Consider the following 20,241-nt stretch of genomic DNA (forward strand, 5'->3'; position numbering starts at 1 on the left):
TCCGTAGAACCGCGTTGTCCCTGAGGGCAGCGATTAAGCCGCCTTCACCGACAGAGCAGTTCTCCATTGAAAGGTGAAAATGTGAGAAGCCCCCATTTGAAGGTACTGACAGGTGCGCTGGCGAGCTTGATGCTGGCCGGCTGCGGCAGTGAGTCCTCTCAGCAGCCCACCGCCGAGCCCATGGCTCGCGCTCAGAGCGATTTGAAGCCGGCCATCCCCGGCAAGCAGCTCATCCCCAACCGCTTCATCGTCGTGCTCAAGCAGCCCTCCCCTTCCGAGCGGCTCCAGGCGCAGGACGTGCGGCAGATGGCCTCGAGCCTCGCCCAGCAGTACGGCGCGCAGGTATCCCGCACGTACACCCACGCGCTCAGCGGCTTCGTCGCCGAGATGGATGAGCGGCGGGTCGAAGCCCTGCGGATGGATCCTCGCGTCGCCTTCGTCGAGCAGGACGCCGTGGTGCGTCTGGCCGCCGATCAGGCCAACCCCACCTGGGGCCTGGACCGCATCGACCAGGCGGACCTGCCCCTCAACAACCTCTACAGCTACGGCATGACGGGCGTGGGCGTGCATGCCTACGTCATCGACACGGGCATCCGCCAGAGCCACTCCGAGTTCCAGGGTCGCATGGGGGCCGGCTTCGACTCCGTCACCCCGGGTGGCTCGGCGGAGGACTGCAATGGCCACGGCACGCACGTCGCCGGCACCATCGGCGGCAGCAGCTACGGCGTCGCCAAGGGCGTCACCCTGCACCCGGTCCGCGTGCTCGACTGCGGTGGCTCGGGCACCTGGGCGGGCGTCATCGGCGGCGTGGACTGGGTCACCGCCAACCATGTCGCTCCCGCCGTCGCCAACATGAGCCTGGGTGGCGGAGGCTCGGACGCGCTGGATCAGGCCGTGCGCAACTCCATCGCCGCGGGCGTCACCTACGCCCTGGCCGCGGGCAACGAGACCACGGACGCCTGCACCCGCTCTCCGGCGCGCACCGCCGAGGCCATCACCGTGGGCGCCACGGACATCAACGACATCCAGGCCTCCTGGTCCAACTACGGCACCTGCGTGGACATCTACGCGCCGGGCGTCGACATCACCTCGGCCTGGTACACCGGTGACAGCGCCACGAACACCATCAGCGGCACCTCCATGGCCGCGCCGCACGTGGCGGGCGTGGCCGCGCTCTACCTGCAGGGCAACCCCTCCGCCTCGCCCGACACCGTCGGCGCGGCGCTGACGGGCTTCGCCTCCGCCGGGCGGGTGATCAACCCGGGCCCCGGCTCGCCCAACCGGCTGCTCTTCTCGGGCTTCATCCAGCCGGGCGGAGACGTCACCGCGCCCCAGGCGCAGCTCACCGCTCCTGGCGCGGGCGCCAACGTGCAGGGCACCGTGCTCCTGAAGGCCAACGCCTCGGACGACGTGGCCGTCGGTCGGGTGGAGTTCTGGGTCAACGGTCAGCTCCAGGGCAGCGACTCCTCCGCGCCCTATGAGTTCTCCTGGGACACGACGCAGGGAGCCAACGGCCCCGCCACGCTGGTGGCCAAGGCGTTCGACACCTCCTACAACGCCGGCAGCAGCGCCGCCGTCACCGTCTCGGTGCAGAACCCCGGCTTCGCCAGCTACGATCCGACGTGGCTCGCGCCGATCTGCGCCACCTCGGGCGCCGCCTGCGACACCGGCGCGCTCATCATGGGCCGTGGCAACCTCGGCCCGGAGAGCAACGCGCCGAACACCATCGCCTCCAGCTGCGCGGACGGCAACTCCGGCTCCTACCACGGTGACGAGTCGCTGGACCGGCTGCGCATCTCCACCGTGGACGGCGGCCCGCTCGCCCCCGGCAAGGAAGTGAACATCGCGGCAACCGTGTGGGCCTGGTCGGGCTTCACCTCCGACTCGCTGGACCTCTACCACGCGCCCGACGCCAGCAACCCGGTGTGGACGCACCTGGCCACGATCGCCCCGACCCAGGCGGGCAGCCATGTCCTCACCAGCAGCTTCACGCTGCCCGAGGGCAACCTGCAGGCCATCCGCGGCATCTTCCGCTACCAGGGCTCCGCCGCGAGCTGCGGCACGGGCAGCTACACCGACAACGACGATCTGATCTTCGCCGTGGGCGCCGTGGACGCTCCTCCCCAGGTGGCGCTCACCGGTCCCGGCCCGGATGCGGTCGTGGGCGGCACGGTGGCGATCTCGGCCAGCGCCAGCGATGACCAGGGCATCGCGCGTGTCCTCTTCTACGCGGGCACCAAGTACCTCGGGTACGATCCCAAGGCGCCGTACGAGCTGAACTGGAACTCGGCCAACGTGGCGGACGGGACGCACGTCATTACCGCCCGGGCCATCGACAGCGCGGGTCAGACGACCACCTCGTCCGGCATCTCCGTGGTGGTGGACAACACCGCGCCCGGCGTGTCGCTGAGCGCGCCCGCCGAGGGCGCCGTGCTGGAGGGCATCGTGAACCTGGAGGCCCTGGCGAACGATCCCCACGGCGTCTCCCGCGTGGAGTTCTACGACGGGGACGTGCTGCTCGCCTCGGACGACAGCGCCCCGTACAGCCTGGCCTGGGACACGAAGAGCGCCGCCAACGGCAGCCACACCCTCAAGGCGAAGGCCTTCGACTCGCTGGGCAACGCCAGCCAGGCGCAGGTGTCGGTGACGGTCGACAATGACATCACCGCGCCCAGCGTCAGCGTCACCTCGCCAAGCTCGGGCGCCGTGGTGAGCGGCACCGTCACGCTCACCGCCAACGCCGCGGACAACCGCGCCGTGGACCGGGTCACCTTCTACGTGGGCACCAAGTACATCACCTACGACTCGAAGGCTCCCTACTCGGTGAACTTCAACTCGCTGAACCTGGCCAACGGCACCTACGCCGTCACCGCCAGGGCCATCGACACGGCGGGCAACATCACCGTGTCCGAGGGCGTGAGCATCACCATCCAGAACTGAGGTAGTCGGCTCATCGGGCGCCGGGGGGAGCTTCTTCCCCTCGGCGCCTCTCGTCGTTCAGTCCTCGAGATCGTTGACGTGCTGGAAGGGCTCGCCGGGCGCGATGGTCGTCCCGTCCGAGGCCTGGCGCTCCGCGGTGGAGATGCTCCACACGTCCAGCGTGGAGTCCCTGTCGATGTTGCCCGCGCACACGATGGCGATGCTGCAATTATCGGGGCACTCGCCAGAGATTCCCGCGATGCGGGCCACGTCCGGCGGGAGCTGATTGAAGGTGACCGGCGTCTGGTCCTTGTGCGTGAAGGTGTCCACGCCGATGGCGTGCGCCTCCTCGGTGCCGGTGGCCTGAGGGCCACTGCGGTCCTCCATCGGCCCCGAGCCCGCGAAGTAGGCGTAGCGGTTGCCCCGCTCGGGGAGGAACTGCGACTTGGAGAGCACGGGATCGTAGTCCGAGTCGGGCCGGGTCGCCTGGGCCATGTGGAGGGTCTTCAGGTTGATGACGCACTCCGACTGCTTCGCCCGGGACTGGAACCGCATGAAGTTGGGGATGGCGATCGCGCCGAGAATGCCGAAGCAGGTGCAGCTCAGCAGCGCGAGCCCCGCGCCGACCCATACGAAGAGCGCCCGCTTGCTCGTGCCCGGCTTGGGCACCGCCACCGCGTTGCCGCACTCGCAGGTGAGCACAGAGCCGGGCTGCAACCCGGCGACGTCCAGCATACGGCCGCACTTCGGACACTTCACTTTCATGAACCAACCCCTCGTGGATACCTGGCGGGCGCGGACCGTACACCCCGAGATATCCACCAAGCCACACCCGCGTGACCCAGGACTTGCCTTGGAACCGGGGCTCGGGCCTTGATCCCGCCCGGGGGGTTATTCCATGACCAGCAACGTGAACCAGGTGCTCATCGTCGATGACGATCGGCTGTTCGGAAAGACGCTCGAGATGCTCCTGGAAGAGAGCCACGGCGTCACCTACTACCCGAGCCCTCGCGAGGCCCTGAGCCATCTGCGACAAGGGGCACGCTACGACGCCATCCTCTGTGACTTGATGATGGTGGAGATGTCGGGGATGCAGTTCCTCGAGGCCCTCGGCCAGGTCGCCCCCGAGCTGACTCGCCGTGTCATCTTCATGAGCGGAGGGGCCTGCACTCCGTCAGCGCAGCGATTCGTGGACCAGATGACACAACCGCTGCTCACCAAGCCCTTCCGTCACAAGGAACTGACGAAGGTGCTTGCACCGTTCCTCGGCGTGGAGGCCACGAGTCCGCACGTCCAAAGTTGATGCGCGGCGATATCTCGTCAATCCTCTCGGGCCAGAACCGCCTCGGGGTACTCCCCGCGGCCATGAAAGGCCCAGTATGGCGAGCCGCATCCTCGGAATGATCCTGGCCGGTGGTCAGGGGACCCGACTGGCCCCGTTGACCTCGAGGCGCTCCAAGCCCGCGGTGCCCTTCGGCTCGAAGTTCCGCATCATCGACTTCGCGCTCAACAACTTCATCAACTCGGGCATCTACTCCATCTACGTGTTGACGCAGTTCAAGGCCCAGTCGCTCACCGAGCACATCCAGCGCGGCTGGCGCTTCGGCAGCTTCCTGTCGGACTACTTCATCACGCTGGTGCCGGCGCAGATGTACCGCTTCGAGGAGCTGGGCCCCGTCTGGTACCGCGGCACGGCCGACGCCATCTACCAGAACCTCCACCTGGTGGAGAACCACGCGGCGGACACGGTGGCCATCTTCTCCGGCGACCACATCTACAAGATGAACGTGGCGCACATGGCGGAGATGCACGAGTCGCAGCGGGCCGACATCACCATCGCCGCCTACCCGGTGCCGCTGGCCGAGGGCAACCGCTTCGGCATCATGCAGGTGGACGCGCGCGGCCGCGTCACCGAGTTCCAGGAGAAGCCCCAGAACCCCACGCCCATGCCGGACCGCCCGGAGATGGCGCTGGCCAGCATGGGCAACTACATCTTCAAGCGCCAGGTGCTGCAGGACCTGCTGGAGATGGACGCGCGCGAGGAGGGCTCGCAGCACGACTTCGGCAAGAACATCCTCCCGAAGGCGCTCAAGGACGGCTACCACATCCAGACGTACGACTTCACGCGCAACCCCATCCCCGGGCGGGACGCGCCCAACACGTACTGGCGGGACGTGGGGACGCTGCAGGCGTACCACGAGGCCTCGATGGACCTGGTCTCGGTCAACCCGGAGTTCGACCTGTACAACCCGAAGTGGCCGCTGCGCACGGCGAACGAGTACAGCCCGCCGGCGAAGTTCGTCCACGAGTCGGGAGACCGGATCGGCCGCTCGCTCAACTCGCTGGTAGCCGGCGGCTGCATCGTCTCCGGCGGCGTGGTGCGCGAGAGCATCCTGTTCCGCTGGGTGCGCGTGAACTCCTACTCGGAGGTGTTCCGCTCGGTCATCTTCGATGAGGTGGACATCGGCCGCCACGCGCAGATCAAGAACGCCATCATCGACAAGGGCGTGCGGGTGCCGGCCAACACGCGCATCGGCCACGATCTGGAACAGGACAAGGCGCGCGGCTTCACCCTCACCGAGAACGGCATCGTCGTCGTGCCCAAGGGCTACAAGTTCGCTTGAGGGCTCAGCCCAGCCGCTCCAGCTCGCGAGTCAGCAGCGTCTCCAGCTCGCGGATGCTCCGGTAGACGATGCAGCGGTAGGAGGCGACGTCGAAGCGCAGCTCCTTCACGTCGCGCACCATGAGCACCGTGGGCCGCCCTTTGCCCCAGGCGTAGCCGACCTCCAGGTACACGTTCGGGTTGGCCATGGACAGGTCGGCGATGACCACCTTCGCCGTGTCGATGCGCTCCCGGATGCGCTGGATGATGGGGCCGTCGAACACCGCTTGATCCACGCGCTCGCACAAGAGCCCCGCCGCTTTCACCGGGCCGAGGATTCCGTAGTGGTAGGTGTCCTCCAGCTCGGGCGCGAAGGGCATCGCCACGAAGGCGTGCGGCTTGTCCATGGACACCGTGCCGGCCGTGGCCAGCGGAGGGGCCTGGACGAACGCCGTCATGCGCTGCACGCGGAAGCCTCCGCCTCCTGGTAGCGCCTGCACGCCGGGGGTTCCTCCCAACCCGCGCTCCAGCGCCTTGCGCAGCCGCTGCGCGCGCTTGGGCTGGAGCTCCACCACGGTGAGCCGCTCCAGCCCCTCGGGCCCGCTGCCCCGCTGGAAGGCCTCCACCAGCCCGCCCACGAGCGCCAGCACCGCCTCGTCCTCGTCCAGGCCGTAGTTGGGGCCGTGGACCGTGGTGACCACGTGGCGCACGCCGGAGCGGGACTCCAGCGCCTTGAGCGCGCGGACCGCGAACTGGCGGATCTCGTGGTAGCCGAACTGCCCCAGGCGCACGGTGCCCAGGAAGAGGGCCAGGGGCGCCATGAGTGCTCCCCGGGTCTCCACGAAGCGGAGGTCCCCGACCGGCGCCTCGAGCTGGGATCCGGGGATGCCCACCTGATCCAGCTTGCGCGCGACGACAGACGACGCACCGTAGAAGCTCTGGGCGTACTTGAAGAGCGCCACGTCCGCGCGCGCCTGGGTGATGTCTCCTACGTCCAGCACTACTTCGAGGGCCGTGCTCATCACCGCCACTGTAGCCAGAAGGGCCAGGAGCTGTCGCTTGCCGGCCCCACCCCGCCGGGTTCCGTCGTAGAACCGGCGCATGCGGCGCAAAGTCCGGATCTCACTCGCGGTGGTGCTGGGAGCCGGGCTGCTGCTGGCCCTCTTCGTGGTGCCGGACCTGCTGCGTGGGCTCGCCCTGGTCATCCGCGCCGCGGGCATGCAGGAGCAGTGGTTCGGCTCGCTCGCCCACTGGCAAACAGGACCGTTCGAGGTGTCCGAGCTGCAGGTCCCCTCGCGGTACGGGCCCCTGCGCGCCCGCCTCTATCGTCCCCGGGAGCCCCGGGATCATCCCGTGGTGCTGACCTCCGGCGTCCATGCGGATGGCATCGATGAGCCACGGCTGGTGAAGCTGGCCCGGGACCTCGCCGCCGGTGGCCAGGTGGTCCTCACCCCCGAGCCGACCGATCTGCTCCGCTACGAGATCACGCCTCGGCTCCCCGACATGATCGAGGACGCGGCCCGCTGGCTCTCGGAGCAGCGGGAGCTGGCGCCCGATGGCAAGGTGAGCCTGTTAGGCATCAGCTTCTCGGGCGGGCTCTCCGTGGTCGCCGCGGGGCGGCCCGCGTTGAAGGAGAAGGTGGCGGCCACGCTCTCACTGGGAGGACATGGAGACCTCTCCCGTGTGCTCTCCTTCCTCTGTACCGGGGTGCTGCCGGACGGCCAATCCCTAAAGCCCCATGACTATGGGGTGGTGGTCATCCTGCTCAACGTGGCCGACCGGCTCGTTCCACCGGAGCAGGTCGAGCCGCTGCGCGCCGCCATCCGCACCTTCCTTCGGGCCTCCCACCTCACCCTGACCGACGCCCGTCGGGCCGAGGAGACCTTCGAGGAGGCAAGGAGGCTCCAGCGCCAGCTCCCGGAGCCGGCCGCCACGTTGATGGGGTACGTCAACACGCGCGAAGTGACGGCGCTCGGGGCGCGGTTGTTGCCCCACGTCCAGGCCTTCGCCGCGGATCCCTCGGTCTCCCCCGAGCGTTCGCCGCCTCCGGCCTCGCCCGTCTACCTGCTGCACGGCGCGGATGACACGGTCATCCCCGCCATGGAGGCTTCACTGCTCGCCCAGGCCCTGCGCCCGCATACAAAGGTACACTTGCTGGCGACGCCCCTCATCACTCATGCCGAGGTCGATCGAAGCGCCCAGTTCGGAGACGTATGGGAGCTCGTCTCGTTCTGGGCGCGGCTGATCGATGAGTAGCTTCGCTCAGGCGGTCCCGCTCGCGGCGACCGGCGAGGTCAGGGACTGGATGAACTCCTCCAGGAGCCGTCTGCCGTCGCGGAAGACGCACCAGCCGTCTCCCAACAACAGGGCGTCCAGCCGCGCATAGGCGAGCAGGCGCTGGAGCGACGCCGTCGCGCGGGCCGGGTCCTTCAAGCCCTGCTCCGGCCGCAGCAGCATCAACTCTCCGGCGCGGTGGGACCGCAGCAGATCGCCGGCGATCAGCGTCGTGTCCTCCAGCATCAGGGCCAGCTCGCCCGGCGTCTTCGAGCCCTCAAGCTCCATCACCCGCAGCCCGGGGTGGATGTCATCGCCCTCCTTCAGCCACCGGTCGCAGGGGATGGGGAAGCCTTCCCGCTCCGCCGCGGGCCCCGCGATGCGACCGCCGAACTCGGCGGCGAGTTCCTTGGCCGCGCGCACGTGGCTGGAGTTGGTCAGGACGATCCACGCCGCGCCGCCCAGGTCTCGCAGGTGCTTGCGGTCATGCTCCGAGAGCGGGAGCGGATCCACGACGACGTTCCCGCGCTCGTGAATCCACGCGAAGCTGTTGAAGTCGATGTCGAGCCTCTCGTTGAAGGTCGACCAGCAGTAGAGGTCCCGGCGGTGAAGGCGCTTCATGGTGAGTTCTCCAGGAGTACGAGCAGGGTGCGCGACACCTTCACCCTAGCCTCCCCGTCGAGCCCGAGCGGTGACTTTCAGAGGTGGCCGTGCGGCACCCGCCCCTGGCGCAACGCGTCTACCTGCATGAACGTGAAGGGCTGATCATAGAGCACCCGATCCTGCTGGCGCGTCCGGAACAGGTCCACGATGAGGTTCATCCGGTCCCCCAGCTCGCCCCAGTCCCGCGCCGCGCTCCCGGCCGTGTCATTCGGGGTTCGATCCAGCGTCCCCATGAGCGAGACCAGCTCCGGGTGCTCCACCCGCGCCAGCGAGGGCGGGAAGTCCCGCTCGGCGTTCAGCGCCGGGATGTCCTCTCCGAGCCGCAGCACCCCATCGGGCAGCTCCATCCGCATGAGCGCCCGCGTGGACAGCTCCCGCCACAGCCGCTCCAGCCGGGCCGCCAGCGGCCCGAAGGTGCCCCGCAGCGACATCTCCTGCAGCGGGTTCGCCCGGCGTGTGGAGGACACCCCCAGGAACTCCACCACCTCATCGAGGAACACCTGCCGCAGCGGCGCATGCAGCGCGCCGATGAGCGGCCCCTGGAGGCGCGTCTGCTCGTGGTAGCCCACCAGCGCGTTGGCCAGGAAGATGCGCTCCGCCCGAGCCTTGGGATCCTGCTCGAACATCGCCTCGTAGTAGTGGGTGAAGGCGCGAATCAACAGATCCTGCCCCTCCCGGGACACCGGCCCCCGCGAGAGTCGTGACAGGAAGCGATCGAGCGTGCCCTGGTCGTAGCGCTCACCGCCCGAGAAGTGCTCCAGCATCGCCGCGTAGAGCGGCGCGAGCTCCTCGAAGACGAGCAGGTTGCCGCGAGAGAGCTGTCGGGCGATCTCGTCCGCGATCTGCTGGAGGGCTCGGGTGAGCAGGGCCTGGAGCCCGAAGGGCGCGGCCCACGTGCCCAGGAAGTCTTCCGGCAGTCCTCCCGCCATGCTCCGCGTCATGGCGTCCGCGCGCTCCAGCAGGTCGCGGATGAGCCCCGGCACCACCTCCTTGCGGATGAAGAAGCCGGCCGTCTTCGAGGCCCAGGTGGCGTAGGCGCACCAGGAGACGTTCTCCTCTCCCAGCAGGTCCGTCATCGCGATCGTCAGGACGTGGTAGGTCTGGGTGATGTGCAGATTGCGGAGGACCGGATCGGTCATCCGCACGATGGAGGCGATCTCCTCCTGGCTCGGCACGGGCCAGAGGCGCGGCAGCGTGCCCCGCACCACCACGAGCCGCTCCTGTCCCAGGCTCGAAGCCTCGGGCCCGGTGAGCCGCGCCGTTCCGGCCTGTCGCCCCTCGGCGCGCGTTGACGCTCCTCGCCTGCTCCCCCTGGGGCGGCGCGTCGAGGAAGGCCTGCGGGGGTTCCGAGTTGAAGAAGTCCGAGCTGCCATCACCCGCTCCTTTCCCACGGGAGCCAGCGGCCCTCGATGCGAACGCTTGCTCGATCCCCCTCTCGTTCCGGCGGGCGGAACGCCGAGCGCACTCCCCTCTTAGGATGATGGGGAGTGTGGCCCGGTTCGGGAAGCCCTCGACGAAGGGATCAACGCTCAGAGCTTGAGGCCAGGACCGAGCCGCTTGCGCAGCGGCTCGAACTTCCGCGCGTCGTAGTAGATGCCGCTCAGATCCAGGTGCGTCAGCCGGGGCATCACCTTGGCCGAGCGGAAGACGAGCCCCCCTGCCTCGGAGAGTTCGTTGCGCGCCAGCTCCAGACGCTCCAGGTTCTGCAAGGGCTCGCTGTTCGCCAGCGCCTTGGCGTCGTCGTCCGTCAGGCCCGCGCGGTTCAGGGCCAGCCACTTCAGCGACTGAAGCCTCTCCGCCTCCACCCAGTCGCCAAGGCCCTCCTCGAACTGCAGGCCCGTCAGGAACAAGCGCTCCAGCGTGAACGCTCCCTGCACCAGCGGCGCGAGGCTCTCGCCATCGAGCGCGTCGCTGCCCGTGAGGCTGAGCATGCGCAACCTCTGGAGGCCCTCGCTCTTCGCCAGCGCGGCGAGCCCCTTGGACGTCGCGCCGGGCACGAGCAGCGATTCGAGCTTCCCGACATGGGGCGCCACCGCCAGCGACCGAACCCCCGCATCCCCTTTCCCCGTCAGCTTCAGCCAGCGAATGCGCTCGAACCAGGGCTGCGCCGCCACCTTCTCCAGCCCCTTGCCGTCCTGAACCTGGACGTGCAGCCGGAACACCGGCTCGCGCGTCAGCAGCTCCTCGCCTTGCTCCGCGAGCCGCGCCTCGGTGAACTCCAGCTCCTCGATGAAGCCTCGGCTGTAGCGCGCCTCCGGGAACTCGGCCTCCCAGGGCTTCAGGTGCTGCTTCAGCAGCGCTTCCACCCGCGCCTTCAGCGCGTTTCGCTTCGCGGGATCCACCCGGGTCCGTAGCGCGAGCTGAGCGCGGATGAGCTCGGCGCGCGACCCCTCGCCGTGCTTCTCGAACCACTCCGCACCGGCCAGGCGCGGCGCCGGGTCCTCCGGGTGGGCGGCGATCTTCGACAGCAGCTCAGGTTCGGGCCTCATCCTCCGAGCAACTCCTTCACCTCGCGCTGCCAGCGCGCGCCCAGCTCCGGGTGAACCATGCGCACGTAGGCCGCGTAGCCCCGCAGCCAGCCCGCGAAGTCCTTGCGGCCCCGCGCCTGCGAGGCCACCCCGTGCTTGCGGCAGTTGGCGAGGATGGCCTTGAACCGGCGGCGCTCCGAGCGAGGGATGGAGACCTGCTGGTTCACCGTCAGGCCCGTCACCCGCTGGCGCAGGCCCCTGCGCATCACCCGCCGCTTCGGCGCGTTCTCGGTGAAGCCCTCCTGCTGGAGGATGGCGTTCACCCACCAGAGGAAGCGCCCCATCCGCTCTGGCGGCGTCTTGAATGAGAAGGACAGGTCATCCGCGTAGCGCGTGTAGGAGGCCCCCAGCTTCTTCGCCAGCGCCGTGAGCCGCGCGTCCATCCGGCGGCACACCAAGTTGGCGAGGGCCGGAGAGGTCGGCGCCCCTTGCGGCAGCGCGCCCGGCCACACCACCGTGCCATCGGGCAGCTTCGGACGGTGCGTGGTGAGCCCGGCGAGCGTGCTGGCCACCTCGTCTCCGTAGCCGTGCGCCTGGAACAGGCCCTTCACGCGCCGGAAGTGGACCGTGGGGAAGAAGTCCTCCAGGTCCACCCGCACCACCACGGTGGCGCCCGTGTGGGGCTCGGCGTTGCTCACCGTGGAGCGCCCCTGCACGAAGCCATGCGCCGCCTCGTGCGGGGGCATGTGCGCGAGCACCTTGTCCAGCAGCGCGCGCTGTACCTCCTTGAGCCGCGCGCGCGGGGCCGAGATGCGGCGCACGCCGCCCGTGCGCTTGGGGACCTCGAACTCCACGTACCCCGAGCCCGCCTCCGTGCCCGGGCGCATCAGCGCGTCCAGCTCCGACTCCTTCACGCCGACCAGCTCCGCCACATCCTGGCGCGTGCGAAGCGCGGGCAGCTTGCCCGTGGTGGGCGGCGAGCGCTTGGCACGCGAGCCCCACCGCGCCTGGGGAATACCGAAGTTCCAGCCCGTCGGGTTCCACCCGCCCAGCGCCATGGGGCGGGGAGTGCGCGGCGGGCGGAAGCGGCGATCCGGCGGGGAGACATCCGCGAGCCCCAGCTTGTGCACCGCCGCCCGCGCGGCCCGCGACACCCGCTCGTTCGGGTCCTTCACCAGGCGCCGAAGCTGCCCCGCCGCGTTCGCGCGCGCGAAGAGCAGCGGCACCTGCTTCACCCCTCGGAGCCGCTCGCGCGGATCCACGCTGCGCAGCATGCGCCCCACGGGGGCCAGCCACTGGCGGCTCACGTAGAAGCGGGCTACCTCGTACTCGGCCAGCCCCTGGTGGCGCTCGAGCAGCTCGGTGATGCGCTCGAAGTTGGCCTCGGGGTCCGCCATCAGGGGCTTCAATTCGAGGAGGAGGCCAACGAGGTTCATTCCCATGCGCTCCCGCGGAAGAAACGGCGCTCCTGGGGCCACCGCCACCTGCACGGCAGAAGCAGACGAGTTCGGGGAAGCCCGCAAGGCGGAACTCGTCCTGCGTCGTTCTTCAATGGGTATCGTTGGCAGCCGCGACGTGACATCGCGGACGAAAGGCTGGCTGCACGCGACCCCAGGAGCACTGTCAACTCCAGCACATTCCCGCCACGGTGGGAAGACTCGGCTAGGTCGGGGGCGGCTCGTCCTCCTCCAGGAGTGCCAGCAGCGTGTCCCGGGTGCCACCCGGGGCTTGGCGGATGAGCGTGTTGAACCGCTGGTTGCGCGCGCGGACCCGCGCTCCGTGGGCTCGCATCGCCTCCAGCGCCTCCGGCACCATCCACGGCCGGGCGAGCACCTCCAGGTTTTGCATGAGCTCGCGGTGGCTGCGGGGCGCGCTGAGGCAGGCGCTGACTCCCGGCTGCGAGAGGGAGTAGCGGTAGCAGTCCACCGCGCTGGGGAGCGCCGAGTCCGCGGGCATCCCCGGCGTAGGCTGGAGCAGCCGGCCGTAGCAGGTGGCGGTGAAGGTCAGCACGCCCGTGCCTCGCGCGAGCGCCTCGGGGAAGAGGGCCGCTTCGGCGCCCGGGTGCGCCGCGCTGTGGCGGGTCATCACCACGGGCCAGGGGCGCTCTCGCAGCGCCTCCCGCGCCACGTCGCGCAGGTGGGTGGAGAAGCCAAAGGCGCGCAGCTTTCCTTCGGCGCGCAGCCGCTCGAGCGCCTCGAAGTCCTCCGGGTTCAACCGGTGGGGTGAGCGCACCCAGTAGAGCAGGAAGACATCCAGCCAGTCGGTGCGCAGTTGGCGCAGCGCCGACTCCACGTCCCGCCGGATCGCCTCGGGCCCCGAGTGGTACGTGCCGCCCACGAGCACCATCCCCGGCCTGCGGCTGCGGCTCGAGCGCAGGAAGCGCGTGAGTGGGGCGTAGTCGGGCTCCCAGAAGAACGCGTTCACGCCGGCCTCGTGGGCCTCGGTGAGCGAGGCGGGTGAGAGGCCATTGGCGCCCGAGAGCACGAGCGGCGAGAGGCTCAGCCCCGTGTTTCCCAGCGGGCGCCAGGAGGGCCGCATCGGAGCCTGGGGCGGTGCTCGCTTCGAGGCCCCTTGCTCCTTTCGGGTCCGCACCGGACGGCGACGCTCGATGTCGGGGGCGGTGGCGATGACGTCATCCGGGAAGACCAGCGTCATCGCCTCCAGGTGTGCCACCACGCGCTCCGGCTCGGTGGAGCCTCGTAGCGCGGCGCACAGGTGCTCGAAGGCCTCGGCGTCCGCGCCGCGCAGCAGCCAGGTGTAGGCGGAGGCCCGGACATCGGCGTCCCCTACCCTCGCGTCCCCGCGCAGCAGCTCGGTCAGGAGCGCGTCGAGCGTGTCACACGCCTCCAGGACCGTGGCGGTGGCGGCTCGGACCATGGGAGCCGAGTCCATCGAAAGGCGCAGCAACGCCTCCAGCTCTTCTCGCGTCCCCTCCGCGCGGAGCAGCTCCGCCGCGCGGGCTCGCATCCAAGGATCCGGGGAACGGGAGACAGCGAGCGCGACACCTCGGGTCTCTTCCTCGGAGAGCCTCGCGCTCTGGGAGACCAGCAGCTCGAGGGCCGCACGGCGCACGGACGGATCCGGATCGCTCTCGCACGCGTTGCGCGCGGAGGGCACATCCAGCACCGCAGTGCGGATCCAGGGATCCTCGTGCGCGAGCGCCTCAAGTCGCTCCTCAGGCGACAGGCTGCCTCGCACCGCCCGCTCCGACAAGGCCACCGCGCGGACCGACACCTCTTCATCCGCCGAGGCCCGTACGAGCAAGGCTTCGTCCCCGACAACCCCCGCGGCCTCGACCACCGCCCGGCGCTCGCGGACGGAGCGGGCGCGAGGCGCGAAGGCCACCAGGGCACGGGCAAACGCCATGATGGCGGAGGGGGCCGGCGGGCGACGCTCCCAGGCGGCGAGCACCTCTTCTCGCACCGAAGCGTCCGGATCCCCGAGGGCGGCAAGCACCTGCTCCCGGCTCGCGGGCTCATGAACGAGGCCCGAGAGCGCGGCACGGCGCACGGCGGGCTCTTCGTGCCGGGCCAGCGCACGCACGCGCTCCAGCAACTCGCCCTGATCCCGGCGCACGGCGACCCACGACGCCCAGGCCACCGCGCCGGGTCTCGGAGGCTCTCCCAGGATGCGAGCCGCGAGGGGCAGTTCCTCCAGGTCCATCCGACCGAGCAGGGAGCTGACCTCCGCCGCGGCATGGGGGACGCGCGGCTCATCCAGCCAGCGCATCGCGAGCCGGATGGCCTCCGGGTCCCTCCGCTCGAGCAGGCGGCGACGCGCCAGACTCCGGAGCGCCTCGTGCGGGTTGCCCAGCCACTCCACCAGCTTGACTGGAGGAATCTCCGAGGCCGGCATCCGCTCCAGCCTCGCGGTCACCACGGCGGGATCCTCATCCTCCAGCCCATCCTCTATAGGAGGTTGCGTGGGCTCCGGCAGGGCGACGCTCCCGGGCGATGGAGCGTCCGTCCCCCACACGCCTTCCAGATACGCCGCAGCCGCCCGGACCGCCCCCGGCGCCTGCCCCGCACCCGCCGCGCGCACCCGCTGCCGCACTTCGGCGTCTCCTTCCCCCAGCCACACCAGCGCCTGCACCGCCGCGTTCCGCACCCGCCAGAACGGGTCCTCCAGCGTTCGCAGGAGCAGCTCCAGCGCCCCACTGCCCGCCACCGAGGCCGCGGCCCGGACCGCGGCACGCCGCACCCACCACACCGGCTCTTCCCGGCTGGCCTGGTCCGTATGGGGCACCAGCTCCCGTGCGCCCAATCGGGCCAGCGCGCGCCAGGCGCGATCCCGGACCGAGGGCATCGGATCCCCCAAGGCCTCGATCAGGGCAGAGGTGAAGCGTCGGTCCCTAGCCTCTCCCAACCGACGCGCGGCGGAGGCGCGGACCTCGGCATCCTCGTCCGCGAGCAACGCCTGACGCAGCGCATAGCGGCCCGGGAGCGCGGACATGTCGACGGCGTCCACGGCGTCACGCCGCACCTCGACGGCTTCATCGAACAGCCGCACGGTGGCCGGGTCCCAGGGAGTCATGCGCCGCAAACTCTACGCTCCCTGATAGAATCGCGGACATGCCCGACATGCTGGCCATCATCAGCAAGGCCGTGTTCGAGAAGGAGGCGCCCGGCAGCAAGCCAGGAGACGTCCTGACGCTCGACCGCTACCGCAGCGCCAGCCGCCACCTCGAGCCGCTGAAGTCCGGAGGGCGGCTCTTCCTCGTCACCGTGCGTCCCCCAGCGGAGGCGCTCTGGCTGGTGGCCGTGCTCGAAGGGCTGACGTTCAAGGACGAGGAGTGGCGCTCCCGCCCCAACCGCGTCCCCATCACCGACATCACCGCCCTCATTCCCCGCCTCCGCTTCGAGTCAGGCAAGGGCATCACCGCGGCGAAGGGAGCCCTGGGCATGTCGCTCCAGACGCCGCGCGCGCTGGCGGCCGAGGACATCGCCCTGCTCCTCCCCTCGGGTGGAGAGGCGTTCGTCCCGCCCGGCCCCACCAACCTCACGGCCCACGATCCCGAGTCGCCGCTGCCGTGCCTGTGCAAGGGCTGCCTGCCCCAGGCGCCCGAGCGCGCCGAAGCCCGAGGCATGGGCTTCACCCGCTCGAAGGTCGAGGCGAACGGCCGAGCGCTCCACTACTGGATGCCGGACGAGCTGCTGCCGGACGCCCACGCCGTCTCCCAGTCCGTGCTGGGCGCGCTGATGATCCGCACCTCCTGATGTGGCCAGCGGGCCACAGGCCCGTGTGAAGTCCCAGTGTTCCCGGAGGGTTACACGGCCGCTCGGGGTTGGTCCGCGGGCTGCAATGAGCGGGGGGCATGAGCCACTTTCGCATCCCCTTCCTCTCCTGCCTGTTCGCCCTCGTCCTGCTCACGGCCTCCTCGGCCCGAGCGGATGCCCCCAACGAGACGTTCTACCAATCCCGCGAGGAGATCTCCGACGAGTCCCTCCGCAATATCATCGGCATCGCCTTCATCTCCTCGATGACCGGTCCGGATCAGCAGCCCACCGGAGACGTGCCCCTCTTCGTCGCCAAGGGCGAGGGCTTCGAGCCCGATGGCGAGAGCGCGCTCAAGGAGCTCGGTCCGGTCAGCGGCTGGGACTATGACCTCCAGTCGCTCCGGAAGTTCCCCGTGCTCGAGAAGCGCGGCGACTACCTCCATGTCGTCATCGACGTCCGCACGAACGAGCGCGCCTGGGTCCACCTGGGCGAGGAGTTCGGAGAGGACCCCCGGGTGGAGTTCCGCTCGTTCGACTCGAAGGAGTGGGCCTGGATGGGCGTCGAGCTCTTCTTCCTGTCGCCGGAAGGGAAGACGCGCCTGTTCGGGGCGCCGAGGCCTGAGTCGCGCGCCCATCCCCTCTCCCCGCTCCAGCCCGCGCGCCGGAACGGCGAGGTGGTGTACGAGCCGCGCATCCTGAGCACGCACGGGAACTTCCTGCAGCTCGGCGAGCTCATCTCCCTGGATGACCCGCTGGCTCCGATCGGCTGGGTGCCTATCAGCGACGAGAACGGCCTGCTGCTCATCTGGCCGGTGTTCGCGCCCATGTGCTGAACCGGGAGGCCCTCTGGCTCCCTCGGCTCACAGCCGGTATTCCGCGAAGGACTCCCGGCAGGCGGGCCCGGCCGCCACCCACATCGTCTTTCGGGCGGGCGCCATCACCACCGCGGCCTTCGTGGCCATGGGCATCGCCCCCGGAGCCGCGGGCTCGTCATGGCGGCACAGGCGACCCTCGGGGTTGCCATGGTCGGCGAGGAACCCCATCAGCCGCTCGGGAGTCAGCCGCCCGTGCTCGGCGTCGATCAGCGCTCGCATCCGCGTGGCACGCCCGTGGGTACACGGGACGAACTGGTGGGTGAGATCGAGCGCCCGCAGCCGCTCGGCCTGGTAGTGGTTGGCGTGGACGAGGACATCCCGCTCCGGTTCGAGGACGGCCTCGTCGTCATAGGTGCTCTCGAAGCCGAGAACCCGGCCGTGCGAATCCCCCAGCAGGTACGCGCCAAAGCCTCGGGCCACCCCGGCCAGCAGCTCCAGCGCGGCGTGCAATCCCGGCTGGCGCAGGGCGCGGGGAAGGTAGACCCCGAGCGGAACGATCGAGCGGCACGGCTGGGGTGCCACGAGGGTCAGGTTGGCGCAGCTCGCCAGCCCCTCGCTGCTCAGGTGGTAGTACGGCGAGCAGGACAGGCAGAGCGACAGCAGCGTCCGGCCATCCGGGTATCGCACGCGGATCAGATCGACGGTGGCGTCCGGATGCCAGTCCACGTTCTGGCCCACGAGGGCCTGCCCATCCGAGGTGGCCTTGCCCGAGACCGCGAAGGACGTACACATGCCGCCGATCTGCAGGTAGTTGACGGACACCTCGAGCATGGACTGGAGCGCGAACGCCTCCTCGTACGCGATGCCCGCGCCCTCCGCCTGTCCTCGGATGAGCTCCAGCGCGTCCGGATCGAAGGCGCGCACGTTCCCCTCGAGCTTCATCGCCGTGCGCAGCACGTCCTCGCGCGAGGCCTGGAAGGGTCCGGAGGCAAGCCCCTGGAAGAGGAAGTCCACAGAGGTCCGGAAGCTTGCCCGGCACCCCTCCCCCCACTGCTGTCCAATCTGCCGGGGCGTCCCCTGGCACTCCACGACCTGAAGTTTGCGCGTCGTCATGCCCCAAAGCGTATCGAGGGCTCCCACCCAGCGCTTGAACGGATGCGACGCGCGAGGCTCACCCTCGGAGCTGGCTCGGCGTCTGCCCCACGAGGGAGCGGAACTCCCGGGTCAGGTGCGCGTGGTCGGCATACCCGCTCGCCAGGGCCACCTCGGCCAGCGAGCGCACGGGCTCCGAGCGCAGCGCCTCGAGCGCGCGTTGCAGTCGGAAGATGCGCTTGAACATCCTCGGCGAGAGTCCCAACCGCTCCTGGAAGGCTCGCTCGAGGGTGCGCGGGCTGAGGTGCAGCACGCCCGCCAGCTCGGCCACGGTCGGCATCTCCCCGCGCGCCACCATGTGCCGCCATGCCCGATCGAAGGTGTCGAGCAGCGGCCACCGCATGCTCCCCAGCGCCTCCCCGAGGAGCTCCTGGCGCCGCGCCCCCGAGCCCGCCTGGCTCAGCCGCTCTCCCAGCTCATCGACGGACAGGCGCCCCACGCGCCGCACTTCCACGGAGGCATCCACCAGCTCCGCGGCGCTGGCGTCCACCAGTGCCGGCACCGCTCCGGGGTGGAAATGCACGACGCAGTAGCCACACTCCGCGCGAGTGCGGAAGTGCGTCAGCCGCGTCACCGGCCCATGGAGCCAGGCACGACAGCTCGAGTCCGACAGCTCCAGGAGCAGATCCACATTGGCGTCCGGCGCCACGGCATGCTCCCGCGCCTCCGCCGTGCCCCGTGGCTGCCAGAGGAGGAAGTCGATCCGGTCGGACAGGGCCGAGGGAGGAGCCATCCACTCCACCGCGGCCCCGGGTGTCGTCGTCGCTGGCATGGGGCGGGACCTATTGCGTCATGTAGAACACCCCGAGGCACATCTCGTCTTCCGTGCCCTCGCCCCAGTTCACGTCCTTGGCTCCGAGCTGGCTGTTGTCCCAGTGGCACTCCAGGGCCATGCGATCTCCCGGATTGACCACCTTGGGCTGGGTGAACGCGTAGTTGCCCTGCCAGTGGAAGTCCCAGCGGGGGATGTCGAGCATGCACTCGGCGGCGCCCGCCTTCCGCTCGATCTCCAGCCGCCCCCAGCTCCCCAGGGTGTGCATGTGCATCGCGGCGCCATGCACGGTGAAGGGCTCGCTGTTTCGGAAGACGCCGCCCGTCACGTTCGACAGCACGGGCGACATGTCGAACGAGAAGCGGTGCCGCACGTCGCTCTGCCCCGCGGGGATGGGCATGCCGCCCCCTCGCGGATCCAGCCAGAGCGGGTTGGCCCACGGCTGCATGATGGCGACCTTCTGCACCGAGGACTCCAGGCTCATGGCGATGGTGGTCCGGTCCACGGCCGACACCGCGCTGCTCAGGTTGTAGTGGATCTGCAGGACGACCTTGGAGCCCGGCTCCACGCGGATGCCCGTGCCCGCCGGGTAGTTCGTCCCGTTGTTGCCCGGCACCCAGGAGCCCAGCCAGGTGGCGTTGCGTGCGTTCCCTCCGGGGCCTCCGAAGCAGGTGTAGCCGGGCCCCGGCTCCGCGTCGTCCAGCGCCTGGAAGGTGGCGACTTGAGAGGGCTTGGCCAGGAAGGCGATGACGTGGTGGACGATCGCATCCCGCCCCGGGTTGCCCTTGAACCCGCTGACGTAGCGCACCTCTTGCTCGGGCCAGTCGAGGATGAAGCAGCGGTACTCGTCCGGGCTCTGCGTCGGCGTGTACTCCACGGGCATCGCCAGCTCCAGGTCCACGCGCGCCAGCCCGCTCTGCCCCGGCCCCGTGAGGGCAGGAGGCGCATCCGCGGGGTCACCCTCCGCGCCGCCCTCCTCCACCCAGCGTGAGATCAGCGCGATCTGCTCGTCCGACAGGGAGCGATCATGGAGATAGTCCGTGCAGCCCTCCGCCGCCATCCACGGCGGCATGCTGCGCGACTTCACCGCCGCCTCGACGGCGCGGCGCATCGGGAAGACCTCCGCGTAGCTCTGCAGCGAGAACGGCGCGATGCCGTCCTGGACATGGCAGCCGCCGCACTTCTCCTGAACCAGGGGAGCGATGTCGCGGTGGTAGGTGGCGGGCTGCACGGGCTCGGGAGCAGGCTCCGTGGGCTCACTGCACCCACTCGAGGCGGCCACGAGCAGGCACGCGCCCACCCCCAGGAGAAGTCGTCGCATGTCGCACCTCGGTGAAGAGGAGACCCAGAAAAAGCGCGG

Annotated in this window: 16 protein-coding genes; 6 read left to right on the plus strand and 10 right to left on the minus strand. The window is 69.9% G+C overall.

Annotated elements, in window-relative coordinates; translation table 11 throughout:
* The first annotated feature begins 96 nt into the window (after positions 1–96).
* Entirely contained in the window at positions 97–2,940 is a 2,844-nt protein-coding gene (locus SYV04_RS30860; protein WP_321549547.1) for an Ig-like domain-containing protein, read from the plus strand.
* A gap of 57 nt (positions 2,941–2,997) precedes the next feature.
* Here SYV04_RS30860 and SYV04_RS30865 read toward each other — a convergent pair whose 3' ends face one another.
* A complete protein-coding gene (locus SYV04_RS30865; RefSeq protein ID WP_321549548.1) occupies positions 2,998–3,684 on the minus strand; it encodes a fimbrial protein in 687 nt (228 codons plus the stop codon).
* 133 nt (positions 3,685–3,817) lie between these two features.
* On the opposite strand from SYV04_RS30865, the gene SYV04_RS30870 reads away from it, so the two are divergent.
* Together SYV04_RS30870 and glgC are read left to right on the plus strand one after the other, a co-directional pair.
* The gene (locus tag SYV04_RS30870; RefSeq protein WP_321549549.1) at positions 3,818–4,222 is read left to right on the plus strand and encodes a response regulator; all 405 of its coding nucleotides are present in this window, start codon (positions 3,818–3,820) and stop codon (positions 4,220–4,222) included.
* Between the two features lie 76 nt (positions 4,223–4,298).
* Entirely contained in the window at positions 4,299–5,543 is a 1,245-nt protein-coding gene (glgC, locus tag SYV04_RS30875; protein ID WP_321549550.1) for a glucose-1-phosphate adenylyltransferase, read from the plus strand.
* Positions 5,544–5,547: 4 nt separating this feature from the next.
* Here glgC and SYV04_RS30880 read toward each other — a convergent pair whose 3' ends face one another.
* Positions 5,548–6,624 carry a hypothetical protein gene (locus tag SYV04_RS30880; protein ID WP_321549551.1) on the minus strand — a complete coding sequence of 359 codons (1,077 nt, stop codon included), beginning with the start codon at positions 6,622–6,624 and terminating at the stop codon, positions 5,548–5,550.
* On the opposite strand from SYV04_RS30880, the gene SYV04_RS30885 reads away from it, so the two are divergent.
* Positions 6,623–7,777 carry a hypothetical protein gene (locus tag SYV04_RS30885; RefSeq protein ID WP_321549552.1) on the plus strand — a complete coding sequence of 385 codons (1,155 nt, stop codon included), beginning with the start codon at positions 6,623–6,625 and terminating at the stop codon, positions 7,775–7,777. The genes SYV04_RS30880 and SYV04_RS30885 overlap by 2 nt on opposite strands.
* A 6-nt stretch (positions 7,778–7,783) precedes the next feature.
* On the opposite strand, the gene SYV04_RS30890 is transcribed toward SYV04_RS30885, so the two are convergent.
* The 5 genes from SYV04_RS30890 to SYV04_RS30910 all read right to left on the minus strand — a co-directional run bounded on the left by SYV04_RS30890 (position 7,784) and on the right by SYV04_RS30910 (position 15,459).
* Positions 7,784–8,416 carry an MBL fold metallo-hydrolase gene (locus tag SYV04_RS30890; protein ID WP_321549553.1) on the minus strand — a complete coding sequence of 211 codons (633 nt, stop codon included), beginning with the start codon at positions 8,414–8,416 and terminating at the stop codon, positions 7,784–7,786.
* Positions 8,417–8,493: 77 nt separating this feature from the next.
* Positions 8,494–9,669 (minus strand): hypothetical protein, encoded by a 1,176-nt coding sequence (locus tag SYV04_RS30895; protein ID WP_321549554.1) that lies wholly within the window; start codon positions 9,667–9,669, stop codon positions 8,494–8,496.
* 318 nt (positions 9,670–9,987) lie between these two features.
* Positions 9,988–10,947, minus strand: coding sequence for a TIGR02996 domain-containing protein (locus SYV04_RS30900; protein ID WP_321549555.1), 960 nt, complete (start codon positions 10,945–10,947; stop codon positions 9,988–9,990).
* Positions 10,944–12,362 carry a reverse transcriptase family protein gene (locus SYV04_RS30905; protein WP_321549556.1) on the minus strand — a complete coding sequence of 473 codons (1,419 nt, stop codon included), beginning with the start codon at positions 12,360–12,362 and terminating at the stop codon, positions 10,944–10,946. The genes SYV04_RS30900 and SYV04_RS30905 overlap by 4 nt, the downstream gene beginning before the upstream one ends.
* A 226-nt stretch (positions 12,363–12,588) precedes the next feature.
* Positions 12,589–15,459: an aldo/keto reductase gene (locus SYV04_RS30910; RefSeq protein WP_321549557.1), complete on the minus strand. Its 2,871-nt coding sequence runs from the start codon at positions 15,457–15,459 to the stop codon at positions 12,589–12,591.
* A gap of 38 nt (positions 15,460–15,497) precedes the next feature.
* Between SYV04_RS30910 and SYV04_RS30915 the strand changes: the two genes are divergently transcribed.
* Both SYV04_RS30915 and SYV04_RS30920 read left to right on the plus strand, forming a co-directional pair.
* The gene (locus tag SYV04_RS30915) at positions 15,498–16,142 is read left to right on the plus strand and encodes a hypothetical protein (RefSeq protein WP_321549558.1); all 645 of its coding nucleotides are present in this window, start codon (positions 15,498–15,500) and stop codon (positions 16,140–16,142) included.
* 98 nt (positions 16,143–16,240) lie between these two features.
* Positions 16,241–16,975 (plus strand): hypothetical protein, encoded by a 735-nt coding sequence (locus SYV04_RS30920; protein ID WP_321549559.1) that lies wholly within the window; start codon positions 16,241–16,243, stop codon positions 16,973–16,975.
* Positions 16,976–17,002: 27 nt separating this feature from the next.
* On the opposite strand, the gene SYV04_RS30925 is transcribed toward SYV04_RS30920, so the two are convergent.
* Genes SYV04_RS30925 through SYV04_RS30935 form a run of 3 tightly spaced genes read right to left on the minus strand, consistent with a single transcriptional unit; the run spans position 17,003 to position 20,202 of the window.
* A complete protein-coding gene (locus SYV04_RS30925) occupies positions 17,003–18,070 on the minus strand; it encodes a C45 family peptidase (protein ID WP_321549560.1) in 1,068 nt (355 codons plus the stop codon).
* A gap of 58 nt (positions 18,071–18,128) precedes the next feature.
* Positions 18,129–18,881, minus strand: a complete 753-nt coding sequence (locus SYV04_RS30930) for an AraC family transcriptional regulator (protein ID WP_321549561.1) — start codon at positions 18,879–18,881, stop codon at positions 18,129–18,131.
* 10 nt (positions 18,882–18,891) lie between these two features.
* A complete protein-coding gene (locus SYV04_RS30935; RefSeq protein WP_321549562.1) occupies positions 18,892–20,202 on the minus strand; it encodes a monooxygenase in 1,311 nt (436 codons plus the stop codon).
* Between the last annotated feature and the right edge of the window lie 39 nt (positions 20,203–20,241).

Source organism: Hyalangium ruber (genome assembly GCF_034259325.1).
GTDB lineage: Bacteria > Myxococcota > Myxococcia > Myxococcales > Myxococcaceae > Hyalangium_A > Hyalangium_A rubrum.